The organism is Streptomyces sp. E-08 (assembly GCF_049913095.1).
In the GTDB taxonomy this organism is placed as follows: domain Bacteria; phylum Actinomycetota; class Actinomycetes; order Streptomycetales; family Streptomycetaceae; genus Streptomyces.
The window spans coordinates 2,338,390-2,357,224 of the sequence record NZ_CP183971.1 but is presented as its reverse complement, the minus strand read 5'-3'; the positions used below and the strand labels follow the sequence as shown (position 1 = coordinate 2,357,224).

23 protein-coding genes are annotated in these 18,835 nt (G+C 73.7%); 18 read left to right on the top strand and 5 right to left on the bottom strand.

Features of this window, described 5'->3' with window-relative positions; genetic code table 11:
- Window positions 1-64: 64 nt before the first annotated feature.
- Entirely contained in the window at window positions 65-892 is an 828-nt protein-coding gene (locus tag ACN9MM_RS10780) for an ABC transporter permease (RefSeq protein ID WP_426363409.1), read from the top strand.
- A gap of 34 nt (window positions 893-926) precedes the next feature.
- Window positions 927-1,565 (top strand): DUF2567 domain-containing protein, encoded by a 639-nt coding sequence (locus ACN9MM_RS10775; RefSeq protein ID WP_426363408.1) that lies wholly within the window; start codon window positions 927-929, stop codon window positions 1,563-1,565.
- Window positions 1,566-1,592: 27 nt separating this feature from the next.
- On the opposite strand, the gene ybaK is transcribed toward ACN9MM_RS10775, so the two are convergent.
- From ybaK to ACN9MM_RS10755, 4 genes are all read right to left on the bottom strand, one after another.
- On the bottom strand, window positions 1,593-2,090 hold the full coding sequence (ybaK, locus tag ACN9MM_RS10770; RefSeq protein ID WP_382859281.1) for a Cys-tRNA(Pro) deacylase: 498 nt from the start codon (window positions 2,088-2,090) through the stop codon (window positions 1,593-1,595).
- A 39-nt stretch (window positions 2,091-2,129) separates the two neighbouring features.
- Window positions 2,130-2,867 carry an LON peptidase substrate-binding domain-containing protein gene (locus tag ACN9MM_RS10765; protein ID WP_426363407.1) on the bottom strand — a complete coding sequence of 246 codons (738 nt, stop codon included), beginning with the start codon at window positions 2,865-2,867 and terminating at the stop codon, window positions 2,130-2,132.
- An 11-nt stretch (window positions 2,868-2,878) separates the two neighbouring features.
- Window positions 2,879-3,970 carry a hypothetical protein gene (locus tag ACN9MM_RS10760; protein WP_426363406.1) on the bottom strand — a complete coding sequence of 364 codons (1,092 nt, stop codon included), beginning with the start codon at window positions 3,968-3,970 and terminating at the stop codon, window positions 2,879-2,881.
- A 77-nt stretch (window positions 3,971-4,047) separates the two neighbouring features.
- On the bottom strand, window positions 4,048-5,661 hold the full coding sequence (locus tag ACN9MM_RS10755) for an oxidoreductase (protein ID WP_426363405.1): 1,614 nt from the start codon (window positions 5,659-5,661) through the stop codon (window positions 4,048-4,050).
- A 194-nt stretch (window positions 5,662-5,855) separates the two neighbouring features.
- Here ACN9MM_RS10755 and hisD point away from each other — a divergent pair, with 194 nt between their 5' ends.
- The 10 genes from hisD to ACN9MM_RS10705 all read left to right on the top strand — a co-directional run bounded on the left by hisD (window position 5,856) and on the right by ACN9MM_RS10705 (window position 13,553).
- A complete protein-coding gene (gene hisD, locus ACN9MM_RS10750; RefSeq protein ID WP_426363404.1) occupies window positions 5,856-7,208 on the top strand; it encodes a histidinol dehydrogenase in 1,353 nt (450 codons plus the stop codon).
- Window positions 7,209-7,219: 11 nt separating this feature from the next.
- Window positions 7,220-8,326: a histidinol-phosphate transaminase gene (locus ACN9MM_RS10745; protein ID WP_426368713.1), complete on the top strand. Its 1,107-nt coding sequence runs from the start codon at window positions 7,220-7,222 to the stop codon at window positions 8,324-8,326.
- On the top strand, window positions 8,323-8,916 hold the full coding sequence (gene hisB, locus ACN9MM_RS10740) for an imidazoleglycerol-phosphate dehydratase HisB (protein ID WP_030211590.1): 594 nt from the start codon (window positions 8,323-8,325) through the stop codon (window positions 8,914-8,916). The genes ACN9MM_RS10745 and hisB overlap by 4 nt, the downstream gene beginning before the upstream one ends.
- Window positions 8,917-8,918: 2 nt before the next feature.
- Window positions 8,919-9,083 (top strand): hypothetical protein, encoded by a 165-nt coding sequence (locus tag ACN9MM_RS10735; protein ID WP_426363403.1) that lies wholly within the window; start codon window positions 8,919-8,921, stop codon window positions 9,081-9,083.
- Window positions 9,080-9,727, top strand: a complete 648-nt coding sequence (hisH, locus tag ACN9MM_RS10730; protein WP_426363402.1) for an imidazole glycerol phosphate synthase subunit HisH — start codon at window positions 9,080-9,082, stop codon at window positions 9,725-9,727. Before ACN9MM_RS10735 ends, hisH begins: the two co-directional genes overlap by 4 nt.
- Complete coding sequence (gene priA / locus ACN9MM_RS10725) at window positions 9,724-10,449, top strand: bifunctional 1-(5-phosphoribosyl)-5-((5-phosphoribosylamino)methylideneamino)imidazole-4-carboxamide isomerase/phosphoribosylanthranilate isomerase PriA (RefSeq protein WP_426363401.1); 726 nt, start codon at window positions 9,724-9,726, stop codon at window positions 10,447-10,449. Before hisH ends, priA begins: the two co-directional genes overlap by 4 nt.
- Window positions 10,446-10,844 (top strand): RidA family protein, encoded by a 399-nt coding sequence (locus ACN9MM_RS10720; RefSeq protein ID WP_426363400.1) that lies wholly within the window; start codon window positions 10,446-10,448, stop codon window positions 10,842-10,844. Before priA ends, ACN9MM_RS10720 begins: the two co-directional genes overlap by 4 nt.
- The gene (hisF, locus tag ACN9MM_RS10715; protein ID WP_382859307.1) at window positions 10,841-11,596 is read left to right on the top strand and encodes an imidazole glycerol phosphate synthase subunit HisF; all 756 of its coding nucleotides are present in this window, start codon (window positions 10,841-10,843) and stop codon (window positions 11,594-11,596) included. Before ACN9MM_RS10720 ends, hisF begins: the two co-directional genes overlap by 4 nt.
- Window positions 11,597-11,714: 118 nt before the next feature.
- The gene (locus ACN9MM_RS10710; protein ID WP_426363399.1) at window positions 11,715-12,302 is read left to right on the top strand and encodes an ArsR/SmtB family transcription factor; all 588 of its coding nucleotides are present in this window, start codon (window positions 11,715-11,717) and stop codon (window positions 12,300-12,302) included.
- Between the two features lie 6 nt (window positions 12,303-12,308).
- Window positions 12,309-13,553, top strand: a complete 1,245-nt coding sequence (locus ACN9MM_RS10705; protein WP_426363398.1) for an MFS transporter — start codon at window positions 12,309-12,311, stop codon at window positions 13,551-13,553.
- Here ACN9MM_RS10705 and ACN9MM_RS10700 read toward each other — a convergent pair.
- Window positions 13,550-14,185 carry a TIGR03085 family metal-binding protein gene (locus ACN9MM_RS10700; protein WP_426363397.1) on the bottom strand — a complete coding sequence of 212 codons (636 nt, stop codon included), beginning with the start codon at window positions 14,183-14,185 and terminating at the stop codon, window positions 13,550-13,552. The two genes, ACN9MM_RS10705 and ACN9MM_RS10700, sit on opposite strands and share 4 nt — an antisense overlap.
- Before the next feature lie 84 nt (window positions 14,186-14,269).
- Between ACN9MM_RS10700 and hisI the strand changes: the two genes are divergently transcribed.
- The 6 genes from hisI to trpC all read left to right on the top strand — a co-directional run bounded on the left by hisI (window position 14,270) and on the right by trpC (window position 18,833).
- Window positions 14,270-14,638, top strand: a complete 369-nt coding sequence (gene hisI / locus ACN9MM_RS10695) for a phosphoribosyl-AMP cyclohydrolase (RefSeq protein ID WP_352019037.1) — start codon at window positions 14,270-14,272, stop codon at window positions 14,636-14,638.
- An 11-nt stretch (window positions 14,639-14,649) separates the two neighbouring features.
- A complete protein-coding gene (locus ACN9MM_RS10690; RefSeq protein WP_382859318.1) occupies window positions 14,650-16,140 on the top strand; it encodes an anthranilate synthase component I in 1,491 nt (496 codons plus the stop codon).
- A gap of 14 nt (window positions 16,141-16,154) precedes the next feature.
- The gene (locus ACN9MM_RS10685; RefSeq protein WP_426363396.1) at window positions 16,155-16,805 is read left to right on the top strand and encodes a TIGR02234 family membrane protein; all 651 of its coding nucleotides are present in this window, start codon (window positions 16,155-16,157) and stop codon (window positions 16,803-16,805) included.
- Between the two features lie 137 nt (window positions 16,806-16,942).
- Complete coding sequence (locus ACN9MM_RS10680) at window positions 16,943-17,197, top strand: HGxxPAAW family protein (RefSeq protein WP_389305864.1); 255 nt, start codon at window positions 16,943-16,945, stop codon at window positions 17,195-17,197.
- A gap of 254 nt (window positions 17,198-17,451) precedes the next feature.
- Window positions 17,452-17,874: a DUF2752 domain-containing protein gene (locus ACN9MM_RS10675; RefSeq protein ID WP_426363395.1), complete on the top strand. Its 423-nt coding sequence runs from the start codon at window positions 17,452-17,454 to the stop codon at window positions 17,872-17,874.
- Window positions 17,875-18,023: 149 nt separating this feature from the next.
- Entirely contained in the window at window positions 18,024-18,833 is an 810-nt protein-coding gene (trpC, locus tag ACN9MM_RS10670) for an indole-3-glycerol phosphate synthase TrpC (RefSeq protein WP_426363394.1), read from the top strand.
- Window positions 18,834-18,835: the final 2 nt, after the last annotated feature.

The following is an 18,835-nucleotide window of genomic DNA, read 5'->3' as shown; positions in this document are numbered from 1 at the left end:
CGCAGACGTCTCACGTACGGCACACTTCTCACGTACCGCACGTCACCCTCAGGAGCTGCACGCAGTGAGCACCCTGCCCGCCGAGGCCCTGCCCACCGGCGCGCTCCCGGCCCGGTCCCACGGCGACGAGGACGGCGCCGCGCCCCTCGCCCCGCGCGCCCGGCTCCTCCCGGCCCTGGCCGCCGTCTACCGCGCGCAGCTCTCCCGCGCCCGCGTCGCCCGCATCCCGCTGCTCTTCGTCGCCACCTTCCAGTCCATCGGGATCATGGTCCTGATGCGCGGGGTCGTCGACGGAGGCTCCGAGGCGCGCGCCGTCGTCGCCGGCTCCACCGTCCTCGTCGTCGCCTTCGTCGCGCTCAACCTGCTCGCCCAGTACTTCGGGCAGCTGCGGGCCGGCGGCGGCCTCGACCACTACGCCACCCTGCCCGTGCCGCCCGCGGCCGTCGTCCTCGGCGCCGCCGGGGCGTACGCCTCGTTCACCGTCCCCGGCACCGCCGTCACCGCCGTCGCCGGTTCCGTGCTCTTCGGGCTGCCCCTCGGCCATCTGTGGATCCTCGCCGCCGTCGTCCCGCTCTCCGGGGCGGCCCTCGCCGGGCTCGGCGCGGCCCTCGGGCTCCTCGCGCCCCGCCAGGAGCTCGCCACCCTCCTCGGCCAGCTCGGCATGTCGGCGGCCCTGCTCCTCGGCGTCCTTCCGGCCGAGCGGCTGCCGGGGCCGATCGGCTGGGCGCGGGACCTGCTGCCGTCGACGTACGGTGTGGAGGCCCTGGCCCGCACCTTCGACCCGCACCCCGACTGGGCGGCCGTCGCCGTCGACCTCGCCGTGTGCGGGGCGGTCGGCCTCCTCTCGCTCTCCCTCGCCACCTGGGCCTACCGGCGGGCCGCCGTCCGCTGAGGCGGGCCACAGGCACACCTGGCACGATGGCGGGGTGACCGCACCTCTGACTCCGCCTCACCAGCCGCCGCACGATCCCGACTGGCCCCCGCCGCCTCCGCCGCTGCACGGACCGGCCGGTGACCCGATCACGGCGGCCGAGGTCGTGCAGGGCGTGCTGGTGACCCTCGCCTCCGCGGTCGCGGGAGCGCTCCTCGGGGTGCTGTGGCTGAACCTGGCCCCGCGCGTCCTGCTCATCTCGGACGGCAAGGGCGTCTACCTCCGGAACTCCGAGGGGGAGCAGGCGATCGGCGCCGACGGAACGTTCGTGCTCCTCGCGCTGGCCTTCGGCGCGGTCGCCGCGCTCGTCGTCTTCCTGCTGCGCCGCAAGGGCGGCGTCCCGCTCGTCCTCGGCCTGGCGCTCGGCGGCGGCCTGGGCTCGCTGCTCGCCTGGTGGATCGGGACGAGCTTCGGCCCCACCGACGACGTGGTCGCCCACGCGAAGGCGGTCGGCCCGAACGTCGCCTTCGAGGCGCCGCTCGAACTGAACCTGGCGGGCGTCGCGATGCTGGCCTGGCCGCTGGCCGCGATGATCGTCCACCTGGCGCTCACGGCGGTCTTCGGCCCCCGCGACCAGGAGCCGGAGCCCTGGGGGCAGCCGAAGCCGTACACGCAGGGCCCGGGCTCGCACTGACGGCCCCGGCGGAGGCCGCGCCGTACGTCAGGCGCGGCCGATCGGGGCCACGACCGCCGAGGTGAGGGCGGCGAGGTCCGCGGGGGAGAGCTCCACCTCCAGGCCGCGCCGGCCCGCCGACACGCACACCGTCGCGTGGTCCGAGGCCGAGGAGTCGAGGACGGTACGGAGCCGCTTGCGCTGGCCCAGCGGGGAGATGCCGCCCCGGACGTACCCCGTCGTGCGCTCCGCCGCCGCCGGGTCGGCCATCGCGGCGCGCTTCCCGCCGACCGCCGAGGCCAGGGCCTTCAGGTCCAGCTGGCCCGCCACCGGGACCACCGCGACCGTCAGCTCGCCGTCGACGTCCGCGACCAGCGTCTTGAAGACCCGGTCGGGGGAGACGCCGAGGGCCTCCGCCGCCTCCTCGCCGTACGAGGGCGAGGCCGGGTCGTGCTCGTAGGCGTGCAGCGTGAACGGGGTGCCGGCCTCCGCCAGGGCCACCGTCGCCGGAGTGCCTCCGCTGTTCTTCTTCTGCTTCTTCGCCACGCGCTCTTCCTCGGCTGGGTCGCTCCGGCGGGGGCCGGGTCAGTTCGGGTACGTCGGGGTCTGCGTCAGGTCCACGACCGGCAGCGACGGCAGGTGACGCAGCACCGCGGTCTCCGCGCGCAGCAGCGTCAGCTCCTCGCGCAGCCGGGTCGCCGTGTCCGGCGCCTGGAGCAGCCGCTGCTTCGACGGGGTGTCGAGCACCGCTGCCGCCGCGACCAGGTACGACACCACGGAGGGATCGTCCGGCAGCTCACTCGTCGTCAGTGAACGCTCCCGGGCACCCGCCAGGCGCTTCTGGTAGCTCCGGAAGGCCCGCAGCACCCCCTCGGCGAGGGTGCCCGCCTCCTCGCCCTGCTCCTCGGGGATCTCCTCGACCTCGGCCGTCAGGAACGGCCCGCTCGCGTCGACGGAGAGCAGCTTCACCCGGGTCGTGCCGGTCGCCATCACCTCGAAGCTGCCGTCGGCGCGCTCCCGGATCGACGCCGCGTCGGCGATACAGCCGACGCGGTGGAAGGACTGGATGGGATCGGAGCCGAAGCCCGCCGCCGGGCCCTTCTCCGGCAGTGCCGTCTGGTCGGGCATGCCCGGAGCCGTCGGCGCGACCTCGCGGCCGTCGCGGATGGCGACGACGGCGAAGCGCCGGGGCTCGGAGTCGTCGATCGAGAGCAGCTCGCGCATCATGGCGCGATAACGCTCCTCGAAGACGTTCAGCGGCAGCACGAGGCCGGGGAACAGCACCGCGTTGAGCGGGAAGAGAGGCAGGCTGGCGGTGGTCACAGCCGCCAAGCCTAATGGCCGCCGGGCCCGCCCCGTCCGGCGCTTCCACGACCCGGTCCCCTCAGCGGTGTCCGGCGGGCCAGTTCGCCCCGCACCCGGTCCCGCGCGGCCAGGAAACGGACGAGGGGGTCGCCCCCGCTGGAGCGAAGCCGGGAGCCCGGGGGAGGGTCCTGCGGTACGGAGCCCCGTGCGGCACCCCACGGGAAGGAGGTCGCGTGCGGGCCGACCCGCCCGAACTCCTCCCAGGCCTCCGCCCAGCGCCCCCGCTCGACCAGCACGTGCGCGAGCAGGTTGCGCACCTCGGCCGGCCACGGGTCGCCCGCGGGGAAGGCCGCCGACAGGGCCAGGGCGCGCACCACCGCCCGGTCGACGCGGGCGGCCGGCACGGACCCGTCGGGACCCGGCGGCACGCGGAGCCCGTCGTAGGCCGCGCGGACCGGGAGCGCCCCGACGAGCGAGTCCGGGGCGGCGTCGTCGGCGGCCTGTTCGGCGAAGTCGAAGGCGGCGCGGTGCGAGCCGTACCACTGCGCCGAGAGGTACTTCAGGGCGGCGACATGGCAGCCGTAGTGGTGCGGGGAGCGGCGCACGGCCTGCTCCCACAGCGACTCGAAGACCGCGGGCCCGGCGTGCGCCCCGCGCGCGTGGTCCAGGGCCAGCCGCCACGGCACCGGGTCGTGCGGGGCCTCCCGGGCGATGTCCTGGACCAGCGGGGCGAGCTCGCGCAGCCGCTCGGCCCGCGCCGGGGACTCCCAGGCCCTGCGGACGGCGAGCTGCGCCGTGACGAGGAGGACGTCGGGGTCGCCGGGGGCGGCGGAGTGCCACCGGGTGAGCCAGTCGTCCCTGGCGTACGCGAAGGTGGCGAGCCGGGTGACGTACCGGTCGCGGTCCTCCCACTCGGCGGCGTCCCGGGTGGTGGCGAGCAGCTTCGCGGCGGGCTCCGGGTCGCCGAGGGCGGCGGCGACCAGGGCGGGGGCGAGCCGCTCGTCCGGGGCGTCGAGCAGCACGTCGTCGTCCGGCACGAGCCCGGCGGCGAGCCGTGGTGCGTGCCGGGCCGAGCGGACGGCGCCGACCAGGGCGCGGAGCAAGGACATGGTGCTGTGCATTCTCTCCCGGCCGGGCCCACCGCGGCAGCCGCATCACGGGGTCGCGACAGCACCCTCACCGCACCGCGACACCACCCTCACCCCCTCCGCAGCAGCCGGGTCGCGCCCGCCGCCACCGTCGTCGCGAGGATCCAGCCGAGGAGGATCAGGGCCGCCGCCGCCCACTGCCACAGTCCTTCGAGCCGCCAGTAGCCGTCCTGGCCGAGGTTGATCACGGGCAGCAGCAGGTCCAGGGCGTACAGCGTGCCGTTCCACTCGGGCGCCTCGTCCGCCTTCAGCGCCGGCGGGCGGTAGTGGGAGAAGGCGACCGTGCCCGCCGCCCACAGCACGGCCATCCACAGCGCCGCCCGGCCCGGCCGGTAGCCGTACGCCACCGTCCAGTCCTGGACGTAGCCCCACAGCTTCCCCGCGATCGGCAGGGTCTCGCGTCTGCGCCGCTGCTTGGCGAGCAGCACCTCGCGGGCGTCCGCGTCCTCGCCGCTGTTCCGCAGGACCGTCGCGAGGCGTTCGTACGGCTCGGGGGCGTACTCCGGGGTCGCCGCCGCCACCCACTCCAGCCGCCGGGCCAGCGGGAAGTGCCCGTACGGCACGAGGTTCTCGTAGGCGAAGCCGCCCATCGCCAGCCCGCCGGGCCCCGGCCAGCTGGTCGACAGGTCGATCAGGGTGACGACCTTCGCGCCGTTCAGCACGACCCGCCCCTCCTCCGGCCGCTCCCCGTTGAACCGCAGCTCGGGGGTGACGATCCGGCGCAGCGACAGCTCCTCCCGGCGCGCGCCGTCCAGCAGGAAGCGCGCGTGGTGGAGGTCCACCGCGTCACCGAACCGGCCGTCGTCGAGCCGCACCCCGCCGTGGCACTCCACCGGCTTGCGCCGGGCGCCCTGGGCGGGCGTCACCCCGTACGGCGGAGTGGCCGTGGAGCTTCCCGCGGAGCCAGAGCTCCCCGACTCCTCGTACACCCAGGCCGCGTTCAGATAGAGCGAGCGCTCCACCGTCAGCTGCGGGGCGTTCAGCGCGCGGCGGCCCTGCGCCCCGCGCAGCACGCTGCCCCGCAGGCTGAGCGAGACGCCCACCTTCGCCCCGCGCAGGCTCAGCTCGCCATGGGCCTCGATCAGCTCGGCCTGGAGGTCCTGGGCGACGACCATCCCGTCCGCCGTGATGGCCCGCCCCCGCCGGTCCGGCCACACCTGGATCTGGTTGATCAGCAGGTCCGTGCCGATCTGGGCGTCCGTCAGGCGGATGCCCCACCGCACCCGGCAGCGCGGCAGGTGCAGGTCCCCCTCCGTGTGCAGCCGGGCCGCCTCGAGGCGCGGCAGCAGGCACTCGACCATCCGCAGGGTGCCGAAGCGGGCCTCCGGCAGCACCACCTCGCCGTCGAACCGGCAGCCGTGCAGCTCCACGTACGGCCCTATCGTCCCGCCCGCCAGGTTCAGCACGCCGGTGATCCTGACCCCGCGCAGCTTCAGCGCGGCCACCCGCCCCGACCGCGCCGGCGGTCCGTCGAGCAGCAGCAGCGCCACCACGTCGGCGCGGACACTCCGCTCCTCTCCCCACTCCCGTCCTCCGAAAGGGTCGTCCCGCTCCGCGATCCCCTCCGTCAGGTCGCAGGTCCTGCCGATCCGGAACGCCCGCCACACGGCCCGCTCAGGGCCCGTGAGACCGTCCGGCATCCCGTCCTCGTGCGGCTCGGTCACTGCCGCCCCCTCGCTCTCCCCGATGCGCTCCCACGATTCCGGTTTCCGGGATTCGTGGATTCGTACAGTCGTTCTTCCCGTGCTGTGACGGGCTGAACGCTAACGGTCAGGAGTGGCGAGGAGACGCCACCGTGGCGTGTATCAGCCAGTGATACGGGCGTCCGACGCTGTGGGCCGTCTGAGAGAATTGACCCGTGATCTCTCGAATCGATCTGCGCGGCGACACCCTCCCCGAGGGTTCCGCCCTGCGTGACCTGCTGCCCCGTGCCGAGTTCGACGTGGAAGCCGCCCTGGAGAAGGTGCGGCCGATCTGCGAGGACGTCCGGCATCATGGCGCGGCGGCGGTGATCGACTACGGGGAGAAATTCGACGGCGTCCGCGTCCCGGGCCTGCGCGTCCCGGCCGAGGCGCTCACCCGCGCCCTCGACGAGCTCGACCCGGCCGTCCGCGCCGCCCTGGAGGAGTCGATCCGGCGCGCCCGGCTCGTCCACCGCGAGCAGCGCCGCACCACCCACACCACCCGTGTCGTCCCCGGCGGCACGGTCACCGAGAAGTGGATCCCCGTCGAGCGCGTCGGCCTGTACGTGCCGGGCGGCCGCTCCGTCTACCCGTCCTCCGTCGTGATGAACGTCGTCCCGGCCCAGGAGGCCGGCGTCGAGGGCGTGGCCATCGCCTCGCCCCCGCAGAAGGAGTTCGGGGGCCTTCCGCACCCGACGATCCTCGCCGCCTGCGCCCTGCTCGGCGTCGACGAGGTGTACGCGGCCGGCGGCGCCCAGGCCATCGCCATGTTCGCGTACGGCACCCTCGACGGCACCGGGACGGCCGACGAGCCCGGCTGCGCCCCCGTCAACCTGGTCACCGGCCCCGGCAACATCTACGTGGCCGCCGCCAAGCGCCTCCTCAAGGGCCGCATCGGCATCGACGCCGAGGCCGGCCCGACGGAGATCGCGATCCTCGCGGACTCCACCGCCGACCCCGTGCACGTCGCCGCCGACCTCATCAGCCAGGCCGAGCACGACCCGATGGCCGCCTCCGTCCTCGTCACCGACTCGGACGAACTGGCCGCCGCCACCGAGGCCGAGCTGAAGACCCAGGTCGCCGCCTCCAAGCACGTCGACGACCGGATCGTCCCGGCCCTGTCCGGCCGCCAGTCCGCGATCGTCCTCGTCCGCGACCTCGCCGACGGCCTCAAGGTCGTCGACGCGTACGGCGCCGAGCACCTGGAGATCCAGACCGCCGACGCCGCCGCCGTCGCCGACCGCGTCCGCAACGCCGGCGCGATCTTCGTCGGCCCCTGGTCGCCGGTCTCGCTCGGCGACTACTGCGCCGGCTCCAACCACGTCCTGCCCACCGGCGGCTGCGCCTGCCACTCCTCGGGCCTCTCCGTGCAGTCCTTCCTGCGCGGCGTGCACATCGTGGACTACACGCGCGACGCCCTCGCCGACGTCGCCCACCACGTGGTGACCCTCGCCGAGGCGGAGGACCTCCCGGCCCACGGCGCGGCGATCAAGGCACGGTTCGGATGGAAGGTCCCCGAGAGCAAGTGACCGAGAACGACATCATCCAGATCGACGACCTGCCCGTCCGGGACGAGCTGCGCGGCAAGTCCCCCTACGGCGCGCCCCAGCTCGACGTCCCCGTCCAGCTGAACACCAACGAGAACCCCTACCCGCTGCCCGAGCCGCTGGTGGCCCGGATCGCGGAGCGGGTCGCCGAGGCCGCCCGCGGCCTCAACCGCTACCCCGACCGCGACGCGATCGAGCTCCGCACCGAGCTCGCCGCGTACCTCACCCGCACCGCGAAGCACCCGGTCGCCGTCGAGAACGTGTGGGCGGCCAACGGCTCCAACGAGGTCCTCCAGCAGCTCCTCCAGACCTTCGGCGGCCCCGGCCGCACCGCGATCGGCTTCGAGCCCTCGTACTCGATGCACGCCCTGATCGCGCGCGGCACCGGCACCGGCTGGATCTCCGGCCCGCGCAACGAGGACTTCACCATCGACGTGGAGGCGGCCGTCCAGGCCATCGCGGAGAACGCGCCGGACGTCGTCTTCATCACCTCGCCCAACAACCCCACCGGCACCGCCGTCGGGGCCGACACCGTCCTCGCCCTGTACGAGGCGGCCCAGGCGGCCAGGCCCTCGATGGTCGTCGTGGACGAGGCGTACGTGGAGTTCAGCCACCGGGACTCGCTGCTGCCGCTCCTGGAGGGCCGCCCGCACCTGGTGGTCTCCCGGACCATGTCCAAGGCCTTCGGCGCCGCCGGGCTCCGCCTCGGCTACCTCGCCGCCCACCCGGCCGTGGTCGACGCCGTCCAGCTGGTCCGCCTGCCGTACCACCTCTCGGCCGTCACCCAGGCCACCGCGCTCGCCGCCCTGGAGCACACCGACACCCTCCTCGGGTACGTCGAGCAGCTCAAGGCCGAGCGCGACCGGCTCGTCACCGAGCTGCGCGCCCTCGGCTGCGAGGTCACCGACTCCGACGCCAACTTCGTGCAGTTCGGGAGGTTCCCCGACGCGCACGCGGCCTGGCGCACGATCCTCGACCGGGGCGTCCTGGTCCGGGACAACGGCGTACCGGGATGGCTGCGGGTCACCGCCGGCACCCCCGAAGAGAACGACGCGTTCCTCGACGCGGTCCGTGAATTGATGAAGGAGCAGGAACGATGAGCCGCGTAGGCCGCGTTGAGCGCACCACCAAGGAGACCTCCGTCGTCGTCGAGATCGACCTCGACGGCACCGGAAAGGTCGACGTGTCGACAGGGGTCGGCTTCTACGACCACATGCTCGACCAGCTCGGCCGCCACGGGCTCTTCGACCTCACGGTCAAGACCGACGGCGACCTGCACATCGACTCGCACCACACCATCGAGGACACCGCCCTCGCCCTCGGCGCCGCCTTCAAGCAGGCCCTCGGCGACAAGGTCGGCATCTACCGCTTCGGCAACTGCACGGTCCCGCTGGACGAGTCGCTCGCCCAGGTCACCGTCGACCTCTCCGGCCGCCCGTACCTCGTGCACACCGAGCCCGAGAACATGGCGCCGATGATCGGCTCGTACGACACGACGATGACCCGGCACATCCTGGAGTCCTTCGTCGCCCAGGCGCAGATCGCGCTGCACGTCCACGTGCCGTACGGCCGCAACGCCCACCACATCGTGGAGTGCCAGTTCAAGGCCCTCGCCCGCGCCCTCCGCTACGCCTCGGAGCGCGACGTGCGCGCCGCCGGAATCCTCCCCTCCACGAAGGGCGCGCTCTAGTCGTGAACGGCCTCTCCACCATCCTGATCCTCGTCGGGCTCTTCCTGCTCGGCGGCATCTACTCCTTCGTCAAGCAGAAGATGCCCAAGGGCCTCGTCGTCCTGCTCGCCATCGGCGCCGCGATGTGCCTCTCCGCCGGCGTGCTGCGTCTGGACGTGTGGTCATGAGCACGGCTTCCCCGAAGAAGGTCGTCGTCTTCGACTACGGCTTCGGCAACGTGCGCTCCGCCGAGCGCGCGCTCGCCCGCGTCGGCGCCGACGTCGAGATCACCCGCGACTACGACACCGCCATGAACGCCGACGGGCTCCTCGTCCCCGGCGTCGGTGCCTTCTCCGCCTGCATGCGGGGCCTCAAGGAGGCCCGCGGCGACTGGATCATCGGCCGCCGGCTCGCCGGCGGCCGCCCGGTCATGGGCATCTGCGTCGGCATGCAGATCCTCTTCGCCCAGGGCATCGAGCACGGCGTGGAGACCGAGGGCCTCGACGAGTGGCCCGGTACGGTCGAACCGCTGAACGCCCCCGTCGTCCCCCACATGGGCTGGAACACGGTCGACGCGCCCGCCGACACCCAGCTCTTCGCGGGGCTCGACGCCGACGACCGGTACTACTTCGTGCACTCCTACGCGGTGCGCGAGTGGACCCTGGAGGTCGGCAACAAGAACATCCGCGCCCCCAAGGTCAGCTGGGCCACCCACGGCGAGCCCTTCGTCGCGGCCGTGGAGAACGGCGCCCTGTGGGCGACGCAGTTCCACCCCGAGAAGTCCGGCGACGCCGGAGCCCAGCTCCTCACCAACTGGATCGGAACCCTGTGAGCACTCTCGAACTCCTCCCCGCCGTCGACGTCCGCGACGGCCAGGCCGTCCGGCTCGTCCACGGCGAGTCCGGCAGCGAGACCTCCTACGGCTCCCCGCTGGAGGCCGCCCTGGCCTGGCAGCGCGCCGGCGCCGAGTGGCTCCACCTGGTCGACCTGGACGCCGCCTTCGGCACCGGTGACAACCGCGACCTGGTCCGCCAGGTGACCGAGGCCATGGACATCAAGGTCGAGCTCTCCGGCGGCATCCGCGACGACGCCTCGCTCGCCGCCGCCCTCGCCACCGGCTGCACCCGCGTCAACCTCGGCACCGCCGCCCTGGAGACCCCCGAGTGGGTCGCCAAGGTCATCGCCGAGCACGGCGACAAGATCGCCGTCGGCCTCGACGTGCGCGGCACGACCCTGCGCGGCCGCGGCTGGACCCGCGACGGCGGCGACCTGTACGAGACGCTCGCCCGCCTCGACTCCGAGGGCTGCTCCCGCTACGTCGTCACCGACATCGCCAAGGACGGCACCCTCCAGGGCCCCAACCTGGAGCTCCTGAAGAACGTCTGCGCGGCCACCGACAAGCCCGTCGTCGCCTCCGGCGGCGTGTCCTCCCTGGACGACCTGCGGGCCCTGTCCGGCCTGGTGCCGCTCGGCGTCGAGGGCGCGATCATCGGCAAGGCGCTGTACGCCAAGGCGTTCACCCTCGAAGAGGCGCTCGCGGCGGTGACGTCGTGACCTCCGAGGTCCGCAAGATCGTCACCGGCGCTCCCTGGGAGGAGCAGTTCGGCTACTCCCGCGCGGTGGAACTCCCGAACGGCACGGTCCTGGTCTCCGGCTGCACGTCGGTGGTCGGCGGCCAGATCGCCGGGGGAGGCCCCCACGAGCAGACGGTCAACTCCTTCAACGTGGCTTTCGACGCGCTGAAGCAGCTGGGCCTGGGCCCGGAGCACGTCGTCCGCACCCGGATGTACATCACGCACGCCCGGGACGTGGACGAGGTCGGCCGCGCCCACAAGGAGCTGTTCGACGCCGTCCGCCCCGCCGCTTCGATGATCATCGTCTCCGGTTTCGTCGACCCGAGCCTGGTCGTCGAGGTCGAGGTCGAGGCCTACAGGGGGGACGCCGCATGAGCCTCGCCGTACGGGTGATTCCCTGCCTGGACGTGGACAACGGCCGGGTCGTCAAGGGCGTCAACTTCCAGAACCTGCGGGACGCGGGCGACCCCGTGGAGATGGCCAAGCTGTACGACGCCGAGGGCGCCGACGAGCTGACCTTCCTCGACATCACCGCCTCCTCCGGCAACCGGGAGACCACCTACGACGTGGTGCGCCGCACCGCGGAGCAGGTCTTCATCCCGCTCACGGTCGGCGGCGGCGTCCGCTCGGCCGAGGACGTCGACAAGCTGCTGCGGGCCGGTGCCGACAAGGTCGGCGTCAACACCGCCGCCATCACGCGCCCCGAGCTGATCCAGGAGATCGCGGAGCGCTTCGGCCGCCAGGTGCTCGTGCTGTCCGTGGACGCGCGCCGCACCGCCTCGGGCTCCTTCGAGGTGACGACGCACGGCGGCCGCAAGGGCACCGGCATCGACGCCGTCGAGTGGGCGCACCGGGCCGCCGAGCTGGGCGCGGGGGAGATCCTGCTCAACTCGATGGACGCCGACGGCACGAAGGACGGCTACGACACCGAGATGATCGCGGCCGTGCGCAAGCACGTGACGGTCCCGGTGATCGCCTCCGGCGGCGCCGGCAAGCTCGCCGACTTCCCGCCGGCCGTGGCGGCGGGCGCGGACGCGGTGCTCGCGGCCTCCGTCTTCCACTTCGGAGACCTGCGGATCTCGCAGGTCAAGGACACGCTGCGGGAGGCGGGCCACCCGGTCCGCTGACCGGACGTTCCGCTTCCGGGAAGGGCCCCTTCGGGGGCCCTTCTTCTTTCCCGGATGCGCAGGATCAGTTGCGCAATTTCTGTTGCGCAAGTTTTCTTTCGTATCTAGGGTCGGTGTCATGACCTCGTCGGAGAACCGCCGGATCACCGATCTCGGCACCCTCAAAGCCATCTCGCACCCGCTGCGGATGCGTCTCTACCGCGCCCTCTTCGTGGCCCGCACGGCCACCGCCTCCCAGCTCGCCGACCAGGTGGACGAGGCCGTCTCCCTCGTCAGCTACCACCTGCGCAAGCTCGCCGAGCACGGCCTCATCGAGGAGGCCGAGACCCAGTCGACGGACGGACGCGAACGCTGGTGGCAGCCGAGCTCGTACGGCTTCAGCATCCGTGACGAAGACCTCCGCGACGCCCCCGAACTCGCCGCCGCGAGCGCCGCCTTCGGCCGTACGGTCGACGAGCAGCGCCACCAGATGTACGCCCGCTTCCTCGACGAGCGGCACACGTGGTCCGACGAGTGGCGCGCCGCCTCGGTCAGCTCCGAGTGGCTGCCGCGCCTCACCGCCGGGGAGCTCGCCGCCCTCGGTGCCGAACTGGACGCCGTCCTCAGGAAGCACGACCAGAAGGCCCGCGCCGCCGAGGCCGCCGGCGACACCGAGGGCCGCGAGAACGTCGCCGTCCACCTCCACGGCTTCCCGTACCGGGGCTGACCGACGATGACGACGATCACGACCACCGCCGCGCCCGCCGCCCGCCCCGCCCACCGCGACCCCCAGGTCCTGCGCTGGCTCGGCGCCTACACCGCCTCCACCCTCGGCGACAGCGTCTTCTACCTCGCCCTCTCCTGGACCGCGGTGAGCAGCGGCACCCCCGCCCAGGCCGGGCTCGTCATGGCCGTCTCCGCCGTGCCCCGCGCCCTGCTCCTGCTCGTCGGCGGAGCGATCGCCGACCGCCTCGGCCCGCGCCGGGTCGTCATAGCCTCCGACACCGTCCGCTGCCTGGTCGTCCTCGGCCTCGCCGCGACCCTCTTCCTCACCGCGCCCGGCCTGTGGGCGCTCGCCGCCGTCGCCCTCGTCTTCGGCGTCGTCGACGCCGTCTTCCTGCCCGCTGTCGGCGCCCTGCCGCCCCGGGTCGCCGCACGCGACCAGCTCGCCCGCGTCCAGGGCATGCGCGGCCTCTCCCACCGTCTCGGCGCCGTCCTGGGCGCCCCGCTGGGCGGCCTCGCCGTCGCCCTCGGCGGCTCCGCCACCGCCTTCGGCATCGCGGGGATCCTCTTCGCGTTCTCCCTGCCGCTGCTCGCCGCGCTCAAGCTCCGCCCGCTGCCCCGGGAGGACGAGGCGCGCGACGGCACGGCCCTGCGTGACCTCGCCGACGGCCTGCGCTACCTCCGCGGCCACCGTGTGCTCGGCCCGCTGATGATCGTCGTGCTCCTCAGCGACCTCGGCTTCGTCGGCCCGCTCAACGTCGGCCTCGCGGTCCTCTCCGAGCAGCGCGGCTGGGGCGCCTCCGGCATCGGCTGGGTCCTCGCCGGGTTCGGCGTCGGCGCAGGCGGCGCCTCCCTGCTGCTGACCGTCAAGGGCCACATACCCAGGACCGGCGTCGTCATGGGCTGGACCATGGTCGTCGGGGCCGTGTCGATCGGCGCCCTCGCCTTCATCCCCCAGCTGCCCTTCGCCGTCCTCGCCGCCCTCTCCATCGGGCTGCTCGCCGGACTCTCCGGAGCCCTCTGCAACGCCCTCGTGCAGACCGAGTGCGACCCCGCCTACCTCGGCCGGGTGAGCGCCGTCTCCAGCCTGGGCAGCCTCGGCATCGCCCCGCTGAGCTTCCCGGTCACCGGCGCCGCCCTCGGCGCCTGGGGCCCCGGCCCGGTCTTCGTCGTCAGCGCGGCGGTCTGCGCACTGTCCGGCGTGTACGCCCTCGCCGTCCGCGCCGTCCGCCGCGCCGAACTGCCGAAGAGCTAGATCCCCAGCTGCTTCGTCTCCCGCAGCCTCTCGATCGCGTCCGGCTCGCCCTCCAGGGCCACCTTCGCCGAGTCCTGGCGGCCGTACAGGTACATCACCAGCTCGCCCGGCTCCCCGGAGGCCGTCACCACCGGGGTGCCGCGGTGGGCGACCGCCGTCTGGCCGTTCGGGCGGCGGAGCACCAGACCCACCGGGGCCTTGCGCCCAAGCAGCCGGGCCATCCGCTCCAGGCGGGCCCAGAGGGCGTCCGCGAAGACCGGGTCGAGCTCGCGCGCCGACCACTCGGGCTGGGCCCGCCGGACGTCCTCCGCGTGCACGTAGAACTCGACGACGTTCGCCCCCTCGTCCACCTGCTTGATGGTGAAGGGCGAGAACCGCGGCGGACCCGACCGGATGAGCTGGATCAGCTCCTCGTACGGCTTGGCGGCGAACTCCGCCTGCACCCGGTCCTGCCGCGCCTTCAGCGCCGGTACGACAGAACCCGCCGCCGCGTCCGGACGCCGCTCCCGCACCACCACATGGGCCGCGAGGTCCCGCGTCCGCCAGCCCTCGCAGAGCGTCGGCGCGTCCGGGCCCGCCGCTTCCAACAGATCGGCGAGCAGAAGCCGTTCACGTTTCGCATGGGTCGACATGCCCGCCAGCGTACGACCGGCGCCCGCGGTCCGCCCAGTGGACGCCCCGCCGGACACCGCCCCGGATCGCGGCACAATGGCGCCATGAGCAGCACGCCCCGGACCCCCAGCGACCTCGACCCGGCCATCGCCGCGCGCCTCAAGCGCAGCCCCGACGGCCTCGTCCCCGCCATCGCCCAGCAGTACGACACCGGCGAGGTGCTGATGCTCGGCTGGATGGACGACGAGGCCCTCCACCGCACCCTCACCACGGGCCGCTGCACCTACTGGTCGCGCAGCCGCAACGAGTACTGGGTCAAGGGCGACACCTCCGGGCACGTCCAGCACGTCAGGTCGGTCGCCCTCGACTGCGACGCCGACACCCTCCTCGTCAAGGTCGACCAGGTCGGAGCCGCCTGCCACACCGGCGCCCGCACCTGCTTCGACGCCGACGTGCTCCCCGTCTCCCAGTAAGGTCCGGTGCCATGGATCTCGAGACCTTCCGCAAGCTGGCGGCCGACCGCCGCGTCATCCCCGTCAGCCGCAGGCTCCTCGCGGACGGCGACACCCCGGTCGGGCTCTACCGCAAGCTCGCCGCCGAACGCCCCGGCACCTTCCTCCTCGAATCCGCGGAGAACGGCCGCAGCTGGTCCCGGTACTCCTTCGTCGGCGTCCGCAGCGACGCCACCCTGACGGTGAAGGACGGACAGGCCCACTGGCTGGGCACCCCGCCCGTCGGCGTCCCCGTCGACGGCGACCCGCTCGCCGCCCTGCGCGCCACCGTCGAGACCCTCCACACCCCCCGCGACCTCGCGTCCGGGATGCCCCCGTTCACCGGCGGCATGGTCGGCTACCTCGGCTACGACATCGTCCGCCGCCTGGAGAAGATCGGGGACTCCACCCGCGACGACCTGGAGCTCCCCGAGCTCACCATGCTCCTCACCAGCGACCTCGCGGTCCTCGACCACTGGGACGGCACGGTCCTGCTGATCGCCAACGCGATCAACCACAACGACCTGGAGACCGGCATCGACGAGGCGTACGCGCACGCCGTCGCCCGCCTCGACGCCATGGAGGCCGACCTGGCCCGCCCGATCGCCACCGTGCCGACCGCGCTCCCCGCCTCCGCGCTCCCCGAGTTCTCCGCTCTCTGGGGCGGCCCGGCCTACCAGGCCGCCGTCGAGGACGTGAAGGAGCGCATCCGCGCCGGCGAGGCCTTCCAGGTCGTGCCCTCGCAGCGCTTCGAGACGCCCTGCACCGCCACCGCGCTCGACGTCTACCGGGTCCTGCGGGCCACCAACCCGTCCCCGTACATGTACCTCTTCCGCTTCGAGAACGGCTTCGACGTCGTCGGCTCCTCGCCCGAGGCCCTCGTCAAGGTCGAGGACGGCCGGGCCATGGTCCACCCCATCGCCGGCACCCGGCACCGCGGCGCCACCCCGCAGGAGGACCACGACCTCGCCGAGGAACTGCTCGCCGACCCCAAGGAGCGCGCCGAGCACCTCATGCTCGTCGACCTCGGCCGCAACGACCTCGGCCGGGTCTGCGCGCCCGGCTCCGTCGAGGTCGTCGACTTCATGTCCATCGAGCGGTACTCGCACGTCATGCACATCGTCTCCACCGTCACCGGCGACGTCGCCGAGGGCCGCACCGCCTTCGACGTCCTCACCGCCTGCTTCCCCGCCGGGACGCTCTCCGGCGCGCCCAAGCCCCGCGCCATGCAGATCATCGAGGAGCTCGAACCCTCCCGCCGCGGCCTCTACGGCGGATGTGTCGGTTATCTCGATTTCGCCGGCGACGCGGACACCGCCATCGCCATCCGCACCGCGCTGCTCCGTGACGGGACGGCGTACGTGCAGGCCGGAGCGGGTGTCGTCGCCGACTCCGACCCGGTCGCCGAGGACAACGAGTGCCGCAACAAGGCCGCGGCCGTGCTCCGCGCCGTCCACACCGCCAACCGGATGAACGCCGGCTGAGCACGTAGGGGATAGTGGGGTACGTGAGTGCCGTACCCGTACCCCAGCCCCGGGCCGCCCGTGTGGCCGCCCCCACCGGCGGCCGCCGCAGCCTGGCCGCGGCCCTCCTCCTCGGCGCCCTCGGCGCCACCGTCGTCCTGCTCTCCGCGGGCCAGATCTGGGCGGAGGGCACCGCGTCCGTCGGCGGCGGCACCGTCCCCGTCGAGGCCGACGGCGGCACCGTGACCGGCGTGCCGACCGCCCTCGCGATCGTCGGCCTCGCCGCGCTCTTCGCCGTCTTCGCCGTCCGCCGCACCGGCCGCACCCTCGTCGCCGCGCTCCTCGCGCTCAGCGGTGCGGGCGCCGCGCTCGCCGCGGTCCTCGGCGCCTCCGACAGCTCCGCGCTCGACGCCGAGGCGGCCAGGATCAGCGGCGACACCGCCGCCGCGGTCGCCGGCCTCACCCACACCGCCTGGCCGTACGTGACCGCCGCCGGCGCCGTCCTCATCCTGCTCGCCGGCCTCTTCGCCCTCCGGTTCGGCAAGAACTGGCCGGCGATGGGCGGACGCTACGAGCGCTCCGGCACCCCGCGGGCCGCGCGCAAGGCACCGACGGCCGACCCGGACCGGCCCGAGGACCTCTGGAAGGCCCTGGACCGCGGCGAGGACCCGACCCAGGGAGCCTGAGCGGGGGAGCCGACCGCGACGCGTGATCGTCCCGGTACCCCCGATTCATCCTCGCGTGCCCGCGTGCGGGACAATGAGCGCCGAGTGTCCGCGCACGCGAGACCTCACCATCGAGCAACTGCAACGAGGAGCAACTCATGGCGGGCAGCGCCCACGGACACACCCCGGCCGCCTGGACCGGTGTCATCATCTCCTTCATCGGCTTCTGCATCGCCGGCGTCTTCATGGTGGCCGCCAACCTGCCCGGTTTCTGGGCCGGCGTGGGCGTCATCGTCCTCGGCGGCATCGTCGGCGGCGCGATGAAGGCGGCGGGCCTCGGCATGCCGAAGGAGTCGGCGGCCGTCGCGGCCGCCCGCGAGGCCGCGACCGAGACCGCCCGGGCCCGCGCCTGACGCGACACGACGCATCCGAGGGCGCAGTCCGGCCGTGCCGGGCTGCGCCCTCGCGCGTCAGGGGCGAGAATCACCGGGTGGACGCGCAGCCGACGGCCGGAGCCGTGACCGATTCCCCCACCCAGCCGGGTGAACCTGCACGACCGAATGCCACGGCACCGGAGCCGGGCGGTGCGACCGTACCGCCGTGGGGAGCGGGCGGGGCCGTACCGCCGGGGCACGCCCCCCGGGACGCCACCTGGGCCGGTCCGTACGTGCCGGCCCCACAGCCCCCGGCCCGGTCGCTCGCGCGGCGGCTGCTCGCGCCCGTCGGCACCCTCGCCGGGGTCGCCGCCGCCTTCGCCTACGTCGGGACCGTCGATCCCAACGAACCCGGTCACTACCCCGTCTGCCCGCTCCTCCGCTTCACCGGCGTCTACTGCCCCGGCTGCGGCGGGCTCCGCAGCGCCCACGCCTTCGTCCACGGCGACCTCCCGGCCGCCCTCGGCTCCAACGCCCTCGCCGTCGTCGGCTACGGGATCTTCGCCGTCGTCATGGCCGTCTGGCTGGTTCGCGCCGTCCGCGGAGCGCCCATGCGCCTCGCGGTCTCCCCGTACCTGTGGTGGGGGATCGGGGCCGTCCTCGCCCTCTTCACCCTGGTCCGGAACCTTCCGTTCGGCTCCGCACTGGCCCCCTGAGGGCCCCACGCGGACCCGCGGGGACCCCGTCGGGAGTCCCAGCAGGTGGGACGCGACTCCGGCCGATGCGAGTCCGGGGCCGTCCTGCGGATAGGATCGAAGTGGCTGAACCTGGTTCATCATCACCGTCCCGGAAGGGGGCCCCTCGCGTGAGTGTGCTCGACGAGATCATCGACGGCGTGCGCGCCGACCTCGCAGAGCGGCAGGCGCGGGTCACCCTCGACGAGCTCAAGGAGCGCGCCGCCAAGGCGCCGCAGGCCAAGGACGGCGTCGCCGCACTGCGCGGAGACGGCGTCAAGGTGATCTGCGAGGTCAAGCGCTCCAGCCCGTCCAAGGGCGCGCTCGCCGCGATCGCCGACCCGGCCGGACTCGCCGCGGACTACGAGGCGGGCGGTGCGTCCGTCATCTCCGTCCTCACCGAGCAGCGCCGCTTCGGCGGCTCGCTCGCCGACCTGGAGGCCGTCCGCGCCCGGGTCGACATCCCGGTGCTCCGCAAGGACTTCATCGTCACCGCGTACCAGCTCTGGGAGGCGCGGGCGTACGGAGCGGATCTCGCGCTCCTCATCGTCGCCGCCCTGGAGCAGGAGGCGCTGGTCTCCCTCATCGAGCGTGCCGAGTCCATCGGGCTGACCCCGCTGGTCGAGGTCCACGACGAGGAGGAGGTCGAGCGAGCCGTCGACGCGGGCGCCCGCATCATCGGCGTCAACGCGCGCAACCTCAAGACCCTCAAGGTCGACCGCTCCACCTTCGAGCGCGTCGCCCCCGAGATCCCCGCGCACGTCGTCAAGGTCGCCGAGTCCGGCGTCCGCGGCCCGCACGACCTCATCGCCTACGCCAACGCGGGCGCCGACGCGGTCCTCGTCGGCGAGTCCCTCGTCACCGGCCGCGACCCGAAGGCCGCCGTCGCCGACCTCGTCGCCGCCGGCGCCCACCCGGCCCTGCGCCACGGCCGGAGCTGACC

Excerpts from the sequence above, each read along its gene's own strand:
- ACN9MM_RS10760 (WP_426363406.1), bottom strand. The coding sequence starts at position 3,970 with ATGCACAGCACCATGTCCTTGCTCCGCGCCCTGGTCGGCGCCGTCCGC.
- hisB (WP_030211590.1), top strand. The coding sequence starts at position 8,323 with ATGAGCCGCGTAGGCCGCGTTGAGCGCACCACCAAGGAGACCTCCGTC.
- hisH (WP_426363402.1), top strand. The coding sequence starts at position 9,080 with ATGAGCACGGCTTCCCCGAAGAAGGTCGTCGTCTTCGACTACGGCTTC.
- hisF (WP_382859307.1), top strand. The coding sequence starts at position 10,841 with ATGAGCCTCGCCGTACGGGTGATTCCCTGCCTGGACGTGGACAACGGC.
- ACN9MM_RS10710 (WP_426363399.1), top strand. The coding sequence starts at position 11,715 with ATGACCTCGTCGGAGAACCGCCGGATCACCGATCTCGGCACCCTCAAA.
- ACN9MM_RS10705 (WP_426363398.1), top strand. The coding sequence starts at position 12,309 with ATGACGACGATCACGACCACCGCCGCGCCCGCCGCCCGCCCCGCCCAC.
- ACN9MM_RS10700 (WP_426363397.1), bottom strand. The coding sequence starts at position 14,185 with ATGTCGACCCATGCGAAACGTGAACGGCTTCTGCTCGCCGATCTGTTG.
- hisI (WP_352019037.1), top strand. The coding sequence starts at position 14,270 with ATGAGCAGCACGCCCCGGACCCCCAGCGACCTCGACCCGGCCATCGCC.
- ACN9MM_RS10690 (WP_382859318.1), top strand. The coding sequence starts at position 14,650 with ATGGATCTCGAGACCTTCCGCAAGCTGGCGGCCGACCGCCGCGTCATC.
- ACN9MM_RS10680 (WP_389305864.1), top strand. The coding sequence starts at position 16,943 with ATGGCGGGCAGCGCCCACGGACACACCCCGGCCGCCTGGACCGGTGTC.